Genomic DNA, 15258 nt, shown 5'->3' on the forward strand with positions numbered 1-15258 from the left:
ATAGAACCAGTGACTCGTTGGCGGAGACTGGATATGTGAAAGCGTCTCGACTCAGGCCATTCCGGGTTCGTACTCGCCGAACTCCTCGCGGAGAACGCCGCATATCTCGCCGATTGTCGCGTAGGCTTTGACGGCATCGACGATGAACGGCATGAGGTTGTCGTCCGAGTTCGCGGCCGTCCGAATCGCTTCGAGGGCGGCGTCGACGGCCTCGTCGTCGCGGGCTTCCTTCCGGGCTTCGAGCGCTTCGACCTGTTTTTGCTCTTCTTTCTCCGAGACTTCCTGCACTTCGACGGTCGGCTCTTCGTCCACCTGATACTTGTTGACGCCGACGATGGTTCGCTCACCCGTTTCAATCTCGCGCTGACGCTCGTACGCCACGTCTTGAATTTCGCCTTGGACCCACTGGTTTTTCACGGCCTTGAGCATCCCGCCGCGTTCGTCGACTTCGTCGAGCAGGTCGAACGCCTCGTCTTCGATGTCGTCGGTCAGGGCTTCGACGTAATAGCTCCCGGCGAGCGGGTCGATAGTGTCCGCCGCGCCGGATTCGTGGGCGAGAATCTGCTGGGTTCGAAGCGCCGTCCGAACCGACTTCTCGGTGGGGAGCGACAGCGCCTCGTCCTTTCCGTTGGTGTGCAGCGACTGCGTCCCTCCGAGGACCGCCGCGAGCGCCTGATAGGCGACGCGGACGACGTTGTTCTCGACCTGCTGGGCGGTGAGCGTCGACCCGCCGGTCTGGGTGTGGAACTTCAGTTGCATCGACTTCGGGTTCTCCGCGCCGAAGCGCTCTTCCATGATTTTCGCCCACATGCGCCGGGCGGCGCGGAACTTCGACACCTCTTCGAGGATGTTGTTGTGTGCGTTGAAGAAAAACGAGAGTTGCGGGGCGAAATCGTCCACGTCGAGACCGGCGTCAACCGCGGCCTGAACGTACTGGATGCCGTTGCCGAGGGTGAACGCGACTTCCTGCGCCGCGGTTGACCCGGCCTCGCGGATGTGGTACCCGGAGATAGAGATGGTGTTGAACTTGGGCGTCTCCTCCGCACAGAACTCGAAGATGTCCGTGATGAGTCGCATCGACGGTTCCGGCGGGAAGATGTAGAGATTCCGCGCGATGTACTCTTTCATGATGTCGTTCTGGATGGTCCCGCGGAGTTGCTCGCGGGGCACACCCTGCTTGTCGCCGAGTGCGACGTACATCGCCAAGAGCACTGCTGCGGGTGCGTTGATGGTCATCGACGTGGAGACTTCGCCGAGGTCGATGCCGTCGAAGACCGTTTCCATGTCGTGAAGGCTGTCGATGGCGACGCCGGACTTCCCGACTTCGCCGGCAGCCATCATCGCGTCGGAGTCGTAGCCCATCTGCGTCGGCAGGTCGAACGCGAGGGAGAGTCCCGACGACCCGTTGTCGATGAGATACCGGAAGCGTTCGTTCGTCTCGGCGGCCGTGCCGAACCCGGCGTACTGCCGCATCGTCCAGAGTCGCCCACGGTGCATCGTCGGGTAGACACCGCGCGTGTACGGCTTCTCGCCGGGGAAGCCGATGTCCTCGTCGTAATCGAGGTCCGTATCGGCCGGCGTGTAGAGTCGTTCGACGACGTTCCCACCCGTGTCCGTCGTGAACTCGTCTTTACGTTCCCCGAATCGGTCGAGTGTTGGAGACAGGGTCTCCTCCTCCCACTCGGCTTTCGCCTCCCGAATTTCCTCGAGTTCGTCGGGATCAAACATGGTCGAAGATGTGGTTTGTCCCTACTTAAGCGTAGGCGGGTCGCGGACGGCGGGGGTAACTACCGGAGTAGACGCGGATTCGCACCTCGGCAAGCACGTCACGGAGTCGAACTTTATCCCACAGGCGAACCCTCAATATATATGGACATTGTAAGCGACGAGACACAGCGGTTTCTCACGGCCACCGCGCCCGAACACGACGAAGTGCAAGCCGAGATGGCGGCGTACGCGTCCGAAAACGGATTCCCAATCATCGGTCCCGAAGCGGGTGGCGTCCTCCGGTTTCTTGCCCACCTCAGCGGCGCACGTCGACTGTTCGAGTTCGGTTCGGGGTTCGGCTACTCGGCGACCTGGTTCGCCGAGGGAATGGCCGACGACGCCGAGTTAATCTTGACCGAACACGACCCCGACGAACTCGACATGGCACGCGACTTCCTCGAACGTGCCGGCCTCGCCGACCGGAGTACCTTCCTCGAAGGCGATGCGCTCGAACTCGTCGAAACCGTCGACGGTGAGTTCGACCTCGTCCTGTTCGACCACCAGAAACATCGCTACGCCGAGGCGTTCGATATCGTCCGCGACCGTGTCGAAGTCGGCGGACTCGTCGTCGCCGACAACGTGATGCGTGGTCCGATTGACTTCGGTGCGTTGACCGACTGGAGCGAGGGGACGGCGAAAGCACTCGACGGAGCGAACGCCGACACCCGCGGTATCGCGGCCTACCTCGATGCGGTCCGCGCCGACCCGCGGTACGAGACCATCGTCCTCCCCATCGGGAACGGTCTCGCAGTCAGCACGCGAGTCGAATAAATCGCTCCGCGGGGGTCGGGCGCGCCGCACCGACGTTCGCCACGCTTTTGAGAGCCGCCCCCCACCCTTCAGGTATGTTTGGAGGCGGCGGGATGAACCCGCGAAAGATGAAGCAGATGATGAAGCAGATGGGTATCGACGTCACCGAGCTTGACGCCGAGGAAGTCGTCATCAAGACGGCCGACGAGGAACTCGTCTTCTCGGACGCGCAGGTCACGCGCATGGACGCACAAGGCCAGGAAACCTACCAAGTCGTCGGCGAACCCGAGACGCGCGAACTCGGCGCTGGTGACGACGCGGCCGACGAGGCTGCTGCCGGAGAAATTCCGGAATCCGACATCGAAATCGTCGCACAGCGTGCTGGCGTCTCGAAGGACGACGCTCGTGAAGCGCTGGAGGCCGAAGACGGCGACCTCGCCGCGGCCATCGCAAAATTCGAGTGATACTCCTCGTCCACGGCGACCGGGAGTATCTCCGTGCGCCCGGTGAAGAACTCCACACCGACCTTGGGATGCTGACGGTCCCCGAGGATGTGGAACCGGGCCAAACGCTGGAGACACACATCGGTGAGGACTTCCTCGTCCGCGAACCCCGCGGGCCGGACCTCTTCAACCATTTCGAGCGCACCGGTGCGCCGATGATGCCGCGCGACATCGGCCTTATCGTGGGCCACACCGGCATCGCGGCGGGCGAACGCGTCCTCGACGCAGGAACCGGGACGGGCGTCCTCTCGGCGTATCTCGGCCGACTCGACGTCGACGTGACGACCTTCGAGCGGAAGGCCGACTTCGCCGACGTTGCGCGCGAGAACATGCGACTCGCGGGCGTCGAAGACCACGTCGATGTCCGAACTGGCGACATCACCGACGAACTCGACGACCTCCGCGAGGCGGACTTCGACGTGCTCACGCTCGACACCGAAAACGCACCCGAAGTCGTCCGCGAAGCGCCGGACCTCCTCGTGACTGGCGGCTACGTCGCCGTTTACTCGCCGTTCGTCGAAGGGACGCGCGACACCGTCGAGGCTGCCCGCGAGGCTGGCCTCTCCGACGTAGAGACATTCGAAACAATCCAGCGCCACATGGACTTCGGCGAGCGCGGGTCGCGCCCGTCGACCGCTGGCGTCGGCCACACCGGCTATCTCGTCTTCGCTCGCAACGAGTAATTCGTCGGGCTTGCAGGGGTCACACCTCACTCGACGCGGCGAATTACTTCAAATAACTCTTCCCTGAATCGCTCTGGGTCGATGGCTTCGCGGAGCACTGCGGCCGTCTTCTCGTCACCGTCAACGACTTCCCGCGGATACGCACCGCCCGTGAGTAGAAATTCGCCGTCGACGGGCGTCACCGCGAGGTAGGCGTCGGCCGCGAGTTCGACGCCGTCGGTCTCGACAGCCGCGTCGTACCGGACGACCTCGGCCTCGCCGCCTTCGACGGCGAGCGTCCGCGACCCGGTTCGACGAATATTCGAAAACCCTCGCGTTCGGAGACGCGACTCCAACCCGGACGTCGCATTCGAGAGGACCAGTTGCGTGAGTGCCTTCGACATCGGGGTCCGAGGTCGAATCACGAGTCGACTGGCGAAAAGAAAGCGCCACGGGCCGTCATCGCTCGTTGCCACTCGCGTTCGAAGCGTCTCGTCCTCGTACACTACCGTTCTGGCGCGCACCGTGACGAGGCCGAATTGAAACAGTCGGTCGGTCGATTCATCGACGCGGACCCACCCCTCAAGCGGGGGAAGCGTCGGTACGGCTGGCGAATCAACCATGCCACCGTCTACGGATGGAGGGTGGAAAAAGGCGAGTTGCTCAGTGGTCGTCTTCGCGCCACTTGTGGTCGCACTCGACGCAGGTGAAGAAACGCGTCTCGGACTCGTCGGCCGAGCGAATCTGCTTCATCTCGTAGCGCGCCACGTCGTGCTCACACTTCGGACAGATGGCCGTCGTCGTCGGACCGATTTCGGCGTTGTCGACGTCGGACATGTCGACAACTTCGCTCGACTCCTGGCCCTCGGTGGTGACCATCGCTTTTTCTTTCTCGCTGTCGCGTGCTTTCTCGTGCCCGTTCGGGCAGACCCAGACACCGTCCTCCGGCGTCATCAGGGACCCGCATTCGTCGCAGAACTCCATGATAGTACGTCCTACCGCTTGGAAGACTTAAACGCCTGGGTTACGCCGCGGGAATTCGCAGGCTACTCGGACGCGAGTTACCAAAAACGGGCCGAGAGACGCTCAGGCGTCGCCATCGGACTGCCTCGGTTCGCCGACCGCCTCGATGGGCATCGCGTTGTTGAGTTCGTAATAGAGGTCGGTCGCGTCAGCGAACTCACTGGGCAAACAGTTCCGAACCATCTCACCGAGGTCGGCGTTCCCGTCGGCCATGAGGACCGTCACGCCGTCGAGCGCCGCCGCAGCATCGTGGCGTGTGAGTGGATACGAGAGGTCTTCGAGAACGGACTCGACGCGGCTCAATTTGATGGTTTTCTCCATGATTATTAATTGCCTTTAGAGCACTTAGCAGTAGCAGGACGCGTGCTAACACAGGAATTGCAGCTCTCGGTTCGGCTCGCCCGGCGCGAGAAACGACCGCGAAGAAGGAAGTCTAGACTGTATACTACGTGCAGTCTCGGACTGCGTTACTCGAAGTCTGGGTCGCGATCTTCGACGAAGGCGTTCATCCCCTCGCGCTGGTCATGCGTACCGAACAGACCGCTCCAAACCCGAGTCTCGTAGTCGAGTGCGGCGTCTCGCGGAGCCTCGTGGGACATGTTGAGAGCCGCTTTCGCCCCCGAAAGGGCGTGTCGCGGCTTCGACGCGAGGTCCGACGTGAGGTCATCGACGTGCGAGTCGAGTTGGTCGTGTGCGACGACTTCGCCGACGATTCCGTACTCGTGGGCGTCGCTCGCGTCGATGCGCTCGCCGAAGAAGATGAGTCGGCGCGCGACTTCGTCGCCGACGAGTGCGGGCAGACGGACGCTTCCACCCCAACCCGGCATGATTCCGAGGTCGATTTCGGTCTGTCCGAGGAGCGCGCGCTCGGAGGCGACTCGAAGGTCGCAGGCGAGTGCGAACTCCATGCCGCCGCCGAAGGCGTAGCCGTTGATGGCTGCGACAGTCGGTGCGGGGAACTCTTCGAGTCGCGAGGCGATACGGTGACCCTGCTCTGCGTACTTCTGTGCCGCGGGCGTCCCGATATCTTTCATGTAGCTGATGTCAGCACCCGCGATGAAGGCCTTGTCACCGGCTCCGGTGAGCACGAGCACCCGCGCCTCCTCCGATTCGGCCTCGTCGAGGGCCTCTTCGAGCGCGTCGAGCGTATCTTTGTTCAGCGCGTTCATGTGGTCCGGTCGGTCGATGGTAATCGTCGCTACGTCGCCGTCCCAATCGAGTCGGAGCGTGTCCCAGCTCATATCCGAGCCGACGCGAGGCACAGGGATAATAATTAACGTTCGCCGATTCCGCTGGAGAATCCAGAACAACGTTATACCACCTCCGTCGAATCGTCCGAGTATGACGCTCTCCGACGAGGCGAAAGAACGACTCGCCGACATCGTCCGCCTCCAACCCACGAAGAACAAAGCGCTACAGAACCGATGGGACCTCGAAAGCGGAAGCGAGGTCCACCAATACCTCGAATCAGAGCTGAAAGACTACTACTACCGCGACGACAACAGCCTCATCCGCGCGACGGCCGAAGCGGCGGAACTCGTCGGCGTCGACCCCGGTGTCGAGGGGGACGGGGAGGAAGAATCAGTTCCGAGCGTCATTCGCGTTCCGGCACTCGAAGCCCGCGTGTTCGAAGTCGTCGCCGGACCCGACGACCGCTCCGAGAGCGTCGTCAGCGTCCTCAACAAACTCCGTGAGGAGTTCGACATCGACCCCGACGTGGACGACGTTCGTCGTGCGCTCCAGAGCCTCCGTCGGAAGGGTGTTATCGAAGTCATCTACCGAACCGTCCCGACGTTCCACCTCGCAGTCGAACGCGACGAAGTTGACGTAGAGGTCGTCTAGCTTCGAAGATGGCGTTCGACTCGTCTAGCTTCGAAGACCACGTCCAGCACGTCTACCGTTCGAAGACCAGCCCGTAGTGGTACGGTGGGATATCGAACTGCTGGTTCACCGTACCGTCGATTGCGCCTTCGACTATCGCTTTTGTCTCCTCGAGGGTGAGTCGCAGGTCGGTCGGCGGGCCGCGGGGTTCGCCGTCGATTGTGGTCGTCTCCCGGGGCAGGTCTCGCCAGTTGACGACGACCAGTCGCCCGCCTTCCGCGAGGACGGAGGCGATTTCTCTCACGAACGCGTCGTGGTCTTCGATTCCGTGGAACGCGTTGGCAATCAGTGCGACATCGACCGGTTCGGGGACGTGCTCGGAGAGCGACCGGGCGTCGCCGTGTCTCGTGACGACGTTGTCGATTTCCTGCTGGTCGGCGAGATGGTCGAGTTCCACGAGAAGTGACGCATCGAGGTCGACCGCGTACACCGGAGCGGGTTCGACGATGCGCGCCGCGGGCAGCGCGAAATACCCGTTCCCGCTTCCGATTTCGACGAGGCGGTCACCCGCGGAGAGTCCGAGTCGGCGAAGCGTTTCACCAGGTGTCGGCCAGAGTTTCCCCCACCAGTCCCAGTCCGGGAGGCTCGTGTTCTGAAACCGTTCCATGGGAGAAATGAGGACAGAACGGTCTTAGCGGTTCTCACTTCACCGGCGGAATTGTGGCTACCGCGATTCGTGTGCGGACTCTCCGACTCGCTCTCTGACGCGCTCGCGGCGGTCGTCCAGTATCCGTCGCACCCTTTTCCCCGGCCCACCTTCGATGGGCCATCCCTTCATCCGCCACGCTGGCGGTTCCGGCTCGAACGACGGGCACGAATGAGCGCACTCGCGTTGGCTCTGGTAACAGTCCTTTGCGACACAGCGCGGGACGAGCGCCATGCCGCGGCGGTCGAGTTCGAAGTGCCGACAGTCGGGTCGCATCGTATCGACGTAGCTTCGCCAGCCGCGGTCGTACGCGCGCTCCGCGAGGACGAGTCGCCGCCGGGCGTCGTCCGAGTCCGGCGTGAGTTTGCTCGGATGCCACAGCACCTCCGTCGAGCCGTCGCCGACGGCGAGGATACCGACTTCGACCGGTAAATCCTCCAACAGCGCGGGTTCGACCCGACGGCCGGTGGCCTCGGTCGCGACCCAGACCTCGTCGGCAAGCGCCCGCGACACGTCGTGTTCCAACTGGTCGGCGAGGGCGCGCGCGGCGCTCACATCGAGGTTCGGCTTGTTCTCGATGGCGACGATTCGTTCGACCCAATCTGGGTACGGGGTGATGCGCCGGTACTCGACGCGGTTGCGCGACCCGCGACGCTTCTCGACCAACCCCCGGCCCGCCGCCCGGTGGACGACCGGGACGACGTGTCGCCACGGAAAGTCCGGTTCGGGGATGGCGTCGCGGTACCACGCCCACTCGGCGGGGGCGTGGCGCACGACGCGCAGGAGGTCGGAGTCGAATCCGTCCGTCGAGAGGGCGTGACGGACGGCGAACGCCTCGGGGTCGACCTCGACGACGACTGTATCCCACCGACGCTCGCGGGTTCCGAGTTGTCGGGCGATGATTGCGGGGCGCGGGCCGTCCGGGTGCCACGCGCGTTCTGCCCAGCGACAAACCCGTAGCTCGAAGGCGAACTCCGGGTCGCGGTCGGCGGTGTCGCTCACGGCGGGGAGTCGGCGTGGGTCACCGAAGGCGTTTCGGTCGGTGGCGCGGTAGCGGTTAGAGAAGTGTGTTGGCGACGAGAGGAACGAGTACTGTCGCTCTCGGTGGGGTAGAACACCGGCGTCGGTCGAAACCGACCGCCGCTACTTCAAGTACTTGTGTTCCCCTTCGTTCGTCTCGGCGACTTCGTCGAGGAACTGGTGTGCCTGCTCGAAAATCTCACGCGGACCGTCCTGCGTGATGGTGTTGATTGCCTGCTCGTAGTCGCGCCACTGGAGGTCGCGATGCTCGGTCGAAAGCTCTGCGGATGCCTCGAACGAGCGAGCGATAAACAGGTGAACCGTCTTGTGAATTGTCGTGCCATTCGCCTCGAAGACGTAGTCGTAGTCTTCGCGGAAGCCATCGATGAGGCGGAAATCGGAGATTCCGGCCTCCTCTTTGACTTCTCTGATTGCCGTTTGCTGAAGCTCCTCGTCCCCTTCGACCCCGCCTTTCGGGAACTCCCAGTCCCCGGGACGGCTCTTCAGGAGTAGATACTCCCTCCGGCCGCGGGTGTCGCGGAAGAGAATGGCTCCAGCACTGACCGCTTCGACTGCCATTACCCGAAATAAATGTGCCGCCCTTTAAGAGGGTATCGGAGGCTGTACCGTGTTGACACGGTTATTCGCTCGGGTTTACCCGTGACAAGGTGTAATTCCCGAGTTCGTGTAGATACATTCCCGAGCCCGTGTAGATGCGCTTTTACCGTCGGAGCAACCAACAAGGAGTAGTACCCAGCATGACCTTCGTCACGAAACTTACCTTCCAAAGTGGGGATAAGGCGGTCCTCGACAGGCTCGTCGGGGACCTCAAGGAGTTCGTCGAACGAAAAGGAGCCGAATGCCGCGGCCCGCACGCCGACCAGCCGAAACAAGTGAGCGTCCCGCAGTATCGGACGCTCCAACCCGGCAATCAGTTCTCATCGTGGTCGTACCCCGTCTTCACGCGCCGACTCGAAATCCACGGGGCCGACCATATCGCTCGCGAAGTCGGCCACAAAGAGTTCCCCGACAGCGTCCACGTCGAAATCGAAGTCGAACAGAAGAAACCGCTCGGTCACCGTCGCTAACGACTGGTAACCGGTCAAAAATAGACGCAGGTCTTCTTTCGTTTTCAGGACAGGCGACGAAGGCGCTCAGCCCTCAGGGCCGAGCACTTCGACGAGTTCGCCGGTCCCGACGTGCGAGTCCGTGTCGAACGACGTGACCTTTAGTCGGACTTTGTCTTCGACTGCGGCGTCCTTTCCATCCGCAACACGGATAGTGGAGTCGCCGACGCGAATCGAGAGTCCACTGCCGTTGCGTTCGCTAACGAAGGCAGTGATGACCTCGTCGGCTTCGAACTCGGGCGTCGCAGTACGGAACGTCCAGCCCGCGAGGAGTTTGTCGAGACGGCTCATACGCGACTCACCTCCTCACTGGTACGGTCAGAAACGTATTCGCGGCCGTAGCCGGTCCACGCAGCGACGAGGAACACACTGACGAGGAACCAGCCGTGGAACACGTAGGGGAAGACAGACGCGGGGTTCACGAGCATCTCCTGGGTGAACCACGGCGTCGCCTCGCCACCGACGAGACCCTGCATGGCCCCGAACCCGGCGAGGAGTCCGCCACCCCACGGGAAGATGTACCCGAGCGCCGAGGTGTTGGCGTCGAGGATGTTGGCACGGCGGTAGCCGTTGATGTTGAAGCGCTTGCCGAGCGTGGCGACGTAGGGCGCGATGGCAATCTCCGCTGCCGTGTTGATGGTGACCGTCGCGTTTACGAGCGCCGTTCCGAGGACCATCGTGGTCTCGGCGCGGCGGACCGTCGTCGCGATGGTGTCGATGATGAGTTCCTGAATCGCGTCGAACCCGCCACCGGCGCGCATGACCTCAGCACCTGCGACGAGGAGCAGCGTCAGCACGATAAGCGGGAAGAACCCGACCGCGCCGGAGTAGATGCTCCCGCCGACGCCGGCTTGTGCACCGGGGACAGTTTCGACCACTGCACCGATGATTGGCAGGGTATCGACCATCTGCGTGAACCCGTTTTGCGGCGCGCTGAACAGAATCATGCTGCCAGCGGATACGTCAACGAGTCCGGCTGCGCCGAGCATGATGTTGAACAGTGCAGCAGCGATGAGGCCCCACGAGACGGCCTCGATGATGTGCCGACCGCGGATGGCGAGAACGATAACCACCGCGATGTCGAGCAGGTGGACGAGACCCCACGGCGAGACGGACGCGGAAACCTGCCCGGTTACGTTCGCGTGTGGCATCCCGCTCCAGAGTCCGGGAATACCGAACCCTGCGATGAGATACGCTACGATTGCGAACGCCGCCGCGACGACGGCGTATTTCACACGGGACGCGACGACGCCGCCGATGTCGGCGTCTTGGGTCACCGCGGAGACGATAGTCGTGTCACTGACGGGTGCGAGATTGTCTCCGAAGACGGCTCCGGAGAGAATCGCACCGAACAGCAGTACTGGGTTTGCGCCGAGGAGCAGGCCCGCCGGGAAGACGAGGCTCGTGAAGGCAATTGCGGTGCCGTAGCCGGTACCAATACCCGTCGCCAGGAGTGCTGCGAGCAGGAACGTCGCCGCCGGGAACAACCCGGGACCGACGTTCAGTACCGTTGCAGCCCAGACGAGACCATCGACGAAGCCGCCGACCTGAATGGTCTCGGCGAACATGCCCGCCCAAAGCCACGCGACCACAGCGGTCGCCGCGACCCGACGGGTCATGCCGGCGAAGATGACATCCGCATAATCCTTCCAGTCTCCCCGAACAAACAGCATTCCCACGATGAGTCCTGTCAGCATCCCCGTGACGAGTCCGGTCGTATCGCCGATACCGAGGAAGCCACTTTGGAATATCGCCCATGCGATGAACAGAGCGATGGGGAGCGCGCTGACGAGGCGCCCACCACGGAAACTGAGCTCGATGTCCGGTTCTTCTGGCATCGTCTGTCACACTTTCGGTCTGGTATATAATAGGCACGAATTTCCTCCAATTAGTCATCCAAGATTTCGAGTTTACTGCCACATTAACACAAGAAAGTAACATGTCCCACGGAGATTATCGGCATATTATCGCAAGTGTTTATCATGAATCCCGGGAAATAGGCGGGTCATGAGTCAACAGGCGACGATAGCGGACCTCGTATCGTTCCGGCGGGACCTCCACCGCCACCCCGAACCCGCCTGGCGCGAGTTCTACACCACCGCGCGCATCGTGGACGAACTGGAAACACGCGACCTCGATGCGCTCTACGTCGGCCCCGAGATACTCGATGACGACGAGCGGATGGCCGTCCCCGACGATGACGAACTCGGGAAATGGTTCGAGCGGGCACGCGATGCAGGTGCGCGGGCGGATATCCTCGAACGTCTCGCTGGCGGCTACACGGGTGCTGTCGCCGTTCTCGAGCGCGGCGAAGGACCAACTGTCGGCCTCCGCGTGGACATCGACGCCCTCCCAATCACCGAATCCGACGACAGTGACCACCTCCCCGCGGCGGAGGGCTTCCGCTCGGAGAACGAGGGCTTCATGCACGCCTGCGGCCACGACGCCCACGCAACCGTCGGTCTCGGCGTCCTCGACGCCGTTTCCGACTCCGACTTTCAGGGAACATTCAAGGTCTTCTTCCAACCGAGTGAGGAACTCGTCGCCGGCGGAAAAGCCGTCGCAGAGGGCGGCCACCTCGACGATGTGGATTACCTACTCGCGCTTCACGTCGGTCTCGACCACCCGACGGGTGAGGTCGTCTGCGGCGTCGACGGGTTCCTCGCCGTCTCGCACTTCCGCGCGGAGTTCACCGGTGCGCCGGCCCACGCGGGGGCGAAACCTGAAGCGGGCCACAACACGAACCTCGCGGCCGCCGCGGCCATCCAGAATCTCTACGGAATTTCTCGGCACTCCGACGGCGCGACTCGGGTTAACGTCGGGTTAATGGGCGGCGGCACCGCCACGAACATCATCGCCGAAGAGTCGTTCATCGAAGGCGAGGTCCGCGGCGAGACGACTGAACTCATGGAGTACATGGAAGACCGGGCCCACACCGTCATCGAGTCGGCCGCCGAGATGCACGATTGCGACGTCGACATTGCGGTCGAGGGGAAGGCACCGAGCGCCCGGAGCGACGACGCGCTCGCGACCATCGTCGGGCGCGTGAGCGAGGGTGTCGACGGCGTCGAGTCAATCCTCGAAAGCGACGAACTCGGCGGAAGTGAGGACGCGACTTACCTCATGCAACACGTCCAAGACCAAGGCGGCCTCGCCGCCTACGTCGGCGTCGGCACCGACCACCCCGGCGGACACCACACCCGGACGTTTGATGTCGACGAAGAAACAATTCGTATCGCCGTCGACGTGCTCTCGGAGAGTATCGGCCGTATCGCCGCTGACCAGCCCTGAGTCGCGGGGTCTGGACATAATCGGTGGCGAAGTCCCGCACGAACGTCGGCGACGAATCGCCAGCGCTTATTTGTCCCCCCCGTGCATAGCCGCCAGCGATGGGGCCGTTACGAGGTAAATCGACCGAAGACACCGACTTTCGGCCGAGCCTGGCCGTTATCGGGGTCGTTGCCGGGGTTGCCGGCATTCAGGTCGCCCTCTTTTCTACCGCCCCGGGCATCTCGTTGGTGCGGTTCGTCGTCGAACTCCTCTTGGTCCCGGTTCCACTCCTCGGCTCGTTCGCCCTCGCCGGGCTTCGTGATGCACAGGCCGTCTGGCGGCCGCTCTACGCCGGGACGCTACTCGTCGGCATCTATGCTGTGACCGACGCACTCGACGAGGTTGTCGTCCAGCCAGACATCTTTGCCCTCGTCTTCGAAGACGGCATGCTGTTGGTTGGGTCGCTCGCGCTCGTGCTCGGAGCCGTCAGATGGACGGCCCGTCGGGACGCCCGCGAAGAAGACCTACGCCGACGAAACGAACGACTCGACCAGTTCGCGCAGGTCGTGACCCACGACCTACGGAATCCGCTGAACGTCGCGCAGATGCGCCTCGAACTGGCTCGCGAGGGCCACGGTAACGAACACCTTTCGACAGTCGCCGACGCGCACGACCGGATGGAGGCGCTTATTCAGGACGTGTTGCAGCTCGCACGAAGCGGCGAGACCGTCGGTGAGACCGAACCGATTGGTCTCGCGAGCGTCGCAGCGAGCGCGGTTGCGAACACGAGCCTCAACGCCGCTAGCCTGACCGTCGAAGCCGACGCCGAGTTGCAAGCGGACCCCGGACGACTCACTGCAGTGTTCGAGAACCTCTTCCGTAACTCGGTCGAGCACGCAGACTCTGGTGTTCACGTTCGTGTCGGCCCCCTCGAAGACGGCTTTTTCGTCGAAGACGACGGTCCGGGCATTCCACCGGAAGAACACGACCGAATTTTCGAGTCCGGCTACACGACCGACCCGGAAGGAACCGGGCTCGGCCTCGCTATCGTCTCTGGCGTCGCTGACGCGCACGGCTGGTCGGTTCGTGCGACGACAGGAGAATCCGGGGGTGCCCGATTCGAGTTCCGAGACGTAGTGTTCGCAGATGAGGTTAGTACTTCGGCGTCGCGCCAGTGACCTCGTAGATGTCGTCCATGATACGGTCGCGTTCGGCCTGCCAACCTTCGAGTGCGCTCGGTCGGCTTGGGTAGCGGCCGTAGTGGGCCATCAGGTCGTCGGCGAGTCGCTTCACCTTGAAGAAGTTCACAATCTGTCCCCAGTGGCCGTAACTCGATGCGGCAGTCTGTGCGAGGAGAACTGGGCCGAACGAGGTCGTTCCGGAGTAGAGCGCTTCGGCGAGCTTTTCTCCGGGGAGGGAGGCGATAAGCCCCATCAGGTCGTCCACGTCGACGGCCGTCGAAAGGATGTTGTACACGTCGAGGCTGGCGTAGCGCCCGCCGAAGTGGTCCATGACGCGCTGGTTGTAGCGCCAGAGGATTTCCTCGCTCACGTCACCCGTTTCGAGTGCGATGATGGCCTGTTCGCCAGCGTACGAGCCAGCGTAGGCGGCCCCGGCGATGCCGCCGCCGGTCGTCGGGTTGACGTGGGCCGCGGCGTCGCCGACGGCCATATAGCCGGGCGCAGTCGCCGAGTCGTACGGACGCCGGGTCGGGAGCGCGGCACCGAGTTTGTCGATGACTTCCGCGCCCTCGAACTCGGAACGGGCACGAAGGTCCTTTTTCAGGTCGTCGACGAGCTTCATCGGTTCTTCCGTCATCTGGAAGCCGAGTCCGGCGTTGATTTCGGTCTCGGTCCGCGGGAAGTACCAGACGTAGCCCGCGGCGACGTCGGCCGGTTTGAACACGAGCGCGTCGGACCACTCGACTGGCTCTGGTACTTCGACGACTTCGCGGTAGGCAGACGAGAAGTGCTGGTACGAAACGTTCGTGTCGAACGTCGCGTCGGAGAAGTCGACTTTGTCCTGTAGGAGCGAAAGCGAACCCGCACCGTCGATGACGATGTCGGCGTCGAACTCGACGACTTCGTCGTCGTACTTCGCCCGGATACCCGTGACGCGGCCGTCGTCGTCCTGTGTTACGTCCTGTACGACGGTGTCGTAGTGGAACTCAGCGCCCGCTTCGTCGGCACCCTCGATGATGAGCCGGCCGTACTCCCAGCGGTCGACGACTGCAAGTTCGCCGGGGACGGGAATGTCGAGAACAGTGTCCTCTTGTGGAATCTCGAACCGGCCGTGGTCGACATCCGTGTTCGTGAACGCGGGTTCGATTTTCGACTTCGGAATCACGTCGGGGAACGCATCTGCACCCTTCAGGGCGTCACCGCAGGCGATGTGTCCTGCTTCCTCTGCGGACTTTCGCTCGACGATTGCCACGTCGTAGCCCGCTCGTGCGATAGTCGCGGCGGCGTAGCAGCCAGAGGTTCCTGCGCCGACGACCACCACCTCGTACTCGTGTGTGGACATGGTATCACCTCCATATCGCGGGCTGAAAACTCTTTACTCCCGCACCGGTCGTTCGCACGACGATAGAGCGACCGCTGCGGAGTCAA

Annotated in this window: 18 protein-coding genes; 7 read left to right on the plus strand and 11 right to left on the minus strand. The window is 62.9% G+C overall.

The annotated features are described in order from the left end of the window. Positions 1-51: 51 nt before the first annotated feature. Positions 52-1728 (minus strand): acyl-CoA mutase large subunit family protein, encoded by a 1677-nt coding sequence (locus HFX_RS07120; RefSeq protein WP_004056999.1) that lies wholly within the window; start codon positions 1726-1728, stop codon positions 52-54. A gap of 141 nt (positions 1729-1869) precedes the next feature. Between HFX_RS07120 and HFX_RS07125 the strand changes: the two genes are divergently transcribed. From HFX_RS07125 to HFX_RS07135, 3 genes are all read left to right on the plus strand, one after another. Beyond that, complete coding sequence (locus HFX_RS07125; RefSeq protein ID WP_004056998.1) at positions 1870-2538, plus strand: O-methyltransferase; 669 nt, start codon at positions 1870-1872, stop codon at positions 2536-2538. Positions 2539-2612: 74 nt separating this feature from the next. Further along, positions 2613-2981 (plus strand): nascent polypeptide-associated complex protein, encoded by a 369-nt coding sequence (locus HFX_RS07130; RefSeq protein ID WP_081603708.1) that lies wholly within the window; start codon positions 2613-2615, stop codon positions 2979-2981. Next, positions 2978-3703 (plus strand): tRNA (adenine-N1)-methyltransferase, encoded by a 726-nt coding sequence (locus tag HFX_RS07135; protein WP_004056996.1) that lies wholly within the window; start codon positions 2978-2980, stop codon positions 3701-3703. The genes HFX_RS07130 and HFX_RS07135 overlap by 4 nt, the downstream gene beginning before the upstream one ends. 26 nt (positions 3704-3729) lie before the next feature. On the opposite strand, the gene HFX_RS07140 is transcribed toward HFX_RS07135, so the two are convergent. The 4 genes from HFX_RS07140 to HFX_RS07155 form a co-directional block, all read right to left on the minus strand. Further along, on the minus strand, positions 3730-4305 hold the full coding sequence (locus HFX_RS07140) for a DUF6517 family protein (protein WP_004056995.1): 576 nt from the start codon (positions 4303-4305) through the stop codon (positions 3730-3732). Between the two features lie 40 nt (positions 4306-4345). Continuing rightward, on the minus strand, positions 4346-4666 hold the full coding sequence (locus tag HFX_RS07145; protein WP_014732302.1) for a transcription factor S: 321 nt from the start codon (positions 4664-4666) through the stop codon (positions 4346-4348). A 102-nt stretch (positions 4667-4768) separates the two neighbouring features. Then, entirely contained in the window at positions 4769-5026 is a 258-nt protein-coding gene (locus tag HFX_RS07150) for a DUF5789 family protein (protein ID WP_004056993.1), read from the minus strand. A gap of 146 nt (positions 5027-5172) precedes the next feature. Continuing rightward, complete coding sequence (locus tag HFX_RS07155; protein WP_004056992.1) at positions 5173-5946, minus strand: enoyl-CoA hydratase/isomerase family protein; 774 nt, start codon at positions 5944-5946, stop codon at positions 5173-5175. 100 nt (positions 5947-6046) lie between these two features. Between HFX_RS07155 and HFX_RS07160 the strand changes: the two genes are divergently transcribed. Then, on the plus strand, positions 6047-6547 hold the full coding sequence (locus HFX_RS07160; protein WP_004056991.1) for a DUF5797 family protein: 501 nt from the start codon (positions 6047-6049) through the stop codon (positions 6545-6547). A 52-nt stretch (positions 6548-6599) separates the two neighbouring features. Here HFX_RS07160 and HFX_RS07165 read toward each other — a convergent pair whose 3' ends face one another. The 3 genes from HFX_RS07165 to HFX_RS07175 all read right to left on the minus strand — a co-directional run bounded on the left by HFX_RS07165 (position 6600) and on the right by HFX_RS07175 (position 8831). Beyond that, positions 6600-7193 carry a class I SAM-dependent methyltransferase gene (locus HFX_RS07165; protein ID WP_004056990.1) on the minus strand — a complete coding sequence of 198 codons (594 nt, stop codon included), beginning with the start codon at positions 7191-7193 and terminating at the stop codon, positions 6600-6602. 57 nt (positions 7194-7250) lie between these two features. After that, on the minus strand, positions 7251-8234 hold the full coding sequence (locus HFX_RS07170; RefSeq protein WP_004056989.1) for a DUF5787 family protein: 984 nt from the start codon (positions 8232-8234) through the stop codon (positions 7251-7253). 141 nt (positions 8235-8375) lie between these two features. Continuing rightward, positions 8376-8831 (minus strand): bis(5'-nucleosyl)-tetraphosphatase, encoded by a 456-nt coding sequence (locus HFX_RS07175; protein ID WP_004056988.1) that lies wholly within the window; start codon positions 8829-8831, stop codon positions 8376-8378. A gap of 179 nt (positions 8832-9010) precedes the next feature. Between HFX_RS07175 and HFX_RS07180 the strand changes: the two genes are divergently transcribed. Next, positions 9011-9340 carry an uS10/mL48 family ribosomal protein gene (locus tag HFX_RS07180; protein ID WP_004056987.1) on the plus strand — a complete coding sequence of 110 codons (330 nt, stop codon included), beginning with the start codon at positions 9011-9013 and terminating at the stop codon, positions 9338-9340. Between the two features lie 66 nt (positions 9341-9406). Here HFX_RS07180 and HFX_RS07185 read toward each other — a convergent pair whose 3' ends face one another. Both HFX_RS07185 and HFX_RS07190 read right to left on the minus strand, forming a co-directional pair. Beyond that, complete coding sequence (locus tag HFX_RS07185; RefSeq protein WP_004056986.1) at positions 9407-9670, minus strand: DUF7513 family protein; 264 nt, start codon at positions 9668-9670, stop codon at positions 9407-9409. After that, positions 9667-11217: a Na+/H+ antiporter NhaC family protein gene (locus HFX_RS07190; RefSeq protein WP_004056985.1), complete on the minus strand. Its 1551-nt coding sequence runs from the start codon at positions 11215-11217 to the stop codon at positions 9667-9669. The genes HFX_RS07185 and HFX_RS07190 overlap by 4 nt, the downstream gene beginning before the upstream one ends. A 169-nt stretch (positions 11218-11386) precedes the next feature. On the opposite strand from HFX_RS07190, the gene HFX_RS07195 reads away from it, so the two are divergent. Together HFX_RS07195 and HFX_RS07200 are read left to right on the plus strand one after the other, a co-directional pair. Then, the gene (locus HFX_RS07195) at positions 11387-12670 is read left to right on the plus strand and encodes an amidohydrolase (RefSeq protein ID WP_004056984.1); all 1284 of its coding nucleotides are present in this window, start codon (positions 11387-11389) and stop codon (positions 12668-12670) included. Between the two features lie 98 nt (positions 12671-12768). Continuing rightward, entirely contained in the window at positions 12769-13827 is a 1059-nt protein-coding gene (locus tag HFX_RS07200; RefSeq protein WP_004056983.1) for a sensor histidine kinase, read from the plus strand. Here the strand turns inward: HFX_RS07200 and HFX_RS07205 are convergent. Next, positions 13802-15172 carry a geranylgeranyl reductase family protein gene (locus HFX_RS07205; RefSeq protein WP_004056982.1) on the minus strand — a complete coding sequence of 457 codons (1371 nt, stop codon included), beginning with the start codon at positions 15170-15172 and terminating at the stop codon, positions 13802-13804. The genes HFX_RS07200 and HFX_RS07205 overlap by 26 nt on opposite strands. Between the last annotated feature and the right edge of the window lie 86 nt (positions 15173-15258).

Origin of the sequence: Haloferax mediterranei ATCC 33500, assembly GCF_000306765.2 — an archaeon.
Taxonomy (GTDB): Archaea; Halobacteriota; Halobacteria; order Halobacteriales; family Haloferacaceae; genus Haloferax; species Haloferax mediterranei.

Excerpts from the sequence above, each read along its gene's own strand:
- HFX_RS07165 (WP_004056990.1), bottom strand. The coding sequence starts at position 7,193 with ATGGAACGGTTTCAGAACACGAGCCTCCCGGACTGGGACTGGTGGGGG.
- HFX_RS07190 (WP_004056985.1), bottom strand. The coding sequence starts at position 11,217 with ATGCCAGAAGAACCGGACATCGAGCTCAGTTTCCGTGGTGGGCGCCTC.
- HFX_RS07175 (WP_004056988.1), bottom strand. The coding sequence starts at position 8,831 with ATGGCAGTCGAAGCGGTCAGTGCTGGAGCCATTCTCTTCCGCGACACC.
- HFX_RS07185 (WP_004056986.1), bottom strand. The coding sequence starts at position 9,670 with ATGAGCCGTCTCGACAAACTCCTCGCGGGCTGGACGTTCCGTACTGCG.
- HFX_RS07130 (WP_081603708.1), top strand. The coding sequence starts at position 2,613 with ATGTTTGGAGGCGGCGGGATGAACCCGCGAAAGATGAAGCAGATGATG.
- HFX_RS07205 (WP_004056982.1), bottom strand. The coding sequence starts at position 15,172 with ATGTCCACACACGAGTACGAGGTGGTGGTCGTCGGCGCAGGAACCTCT.
- HFX_RS07150 (WP_004056993.1), bottom strand. The coding sequence starts at position 5,026 with ATGGAGAAAACCATCAAATTGAGCCGCGTCGAGTCCGTTCTCGAAGAC.
- HFX_RS07140 (WP_004056995.1), bottom strand. The coding sequence starts at position 4,305 with ATGGTTGATTCGCCAGCCGTACCGACGCTTCCCCCGCTTGAGGGGTGG.
- HFX_RS07180 (WP_004056987.1), top strand. The coding sequence starts at position 9,011 with ATGACCTTCGTCACGAAACTTACCTTCCAAAGTGGGGATAAGGCGGTC.
- HFX_RS07145 (WP_014732302.1), bottom strand. The coding sequence starts at position 4,666 with ATGGAGTTCTGCGACGAATGCGGGTCCCTGATGACGCCGGAGGACGGT.
- HFX_RS07125 (WP_004056998.1), top strand. The coding sequence starts at position 1,870 with ATGGACATTGTAAGCGACGAGACACAGCGGTTTCTCACGGCCACCGCG.
- HFX_RS07120 (WP_004056999.1), bottom strand. The coding sequence starts at position 1,728 with ATGTTTGATCCCGACGAACTCGAGGAAATTCGGGAGGCGAAAGCCGAG.
- HFX_RS07155 (WP_004056992.1), bottom strand. The coding sequence starts at position 5,946 with ATGAGCTGGGACACGCTCCGACTCGATTGGGACGGCGACGTAGCGACG.
- HFX_RS07160 (WP_004056991.1), top strand. The coding sequence starts at position 6,047 with ATGACGCTCTCCGACGAGGCGAAAGAACGACTCGCCGACATCGTCCGC.
- HFX_RS07195 (WP_004056984.1), top strand. The coding sequence starts at position 11,387 with ATGAGTCAACAGGCGACGATAGCGGACCTCGTATCGTTCCGGCGGGAC.
- HFX_RS07200 (WP_004056983.1), top strand. The coding sequence starts at position 12,769 with ATGGGGCCGTTACGAGGTAAATCGACCGAAGACACCGACTTTCGGCCG.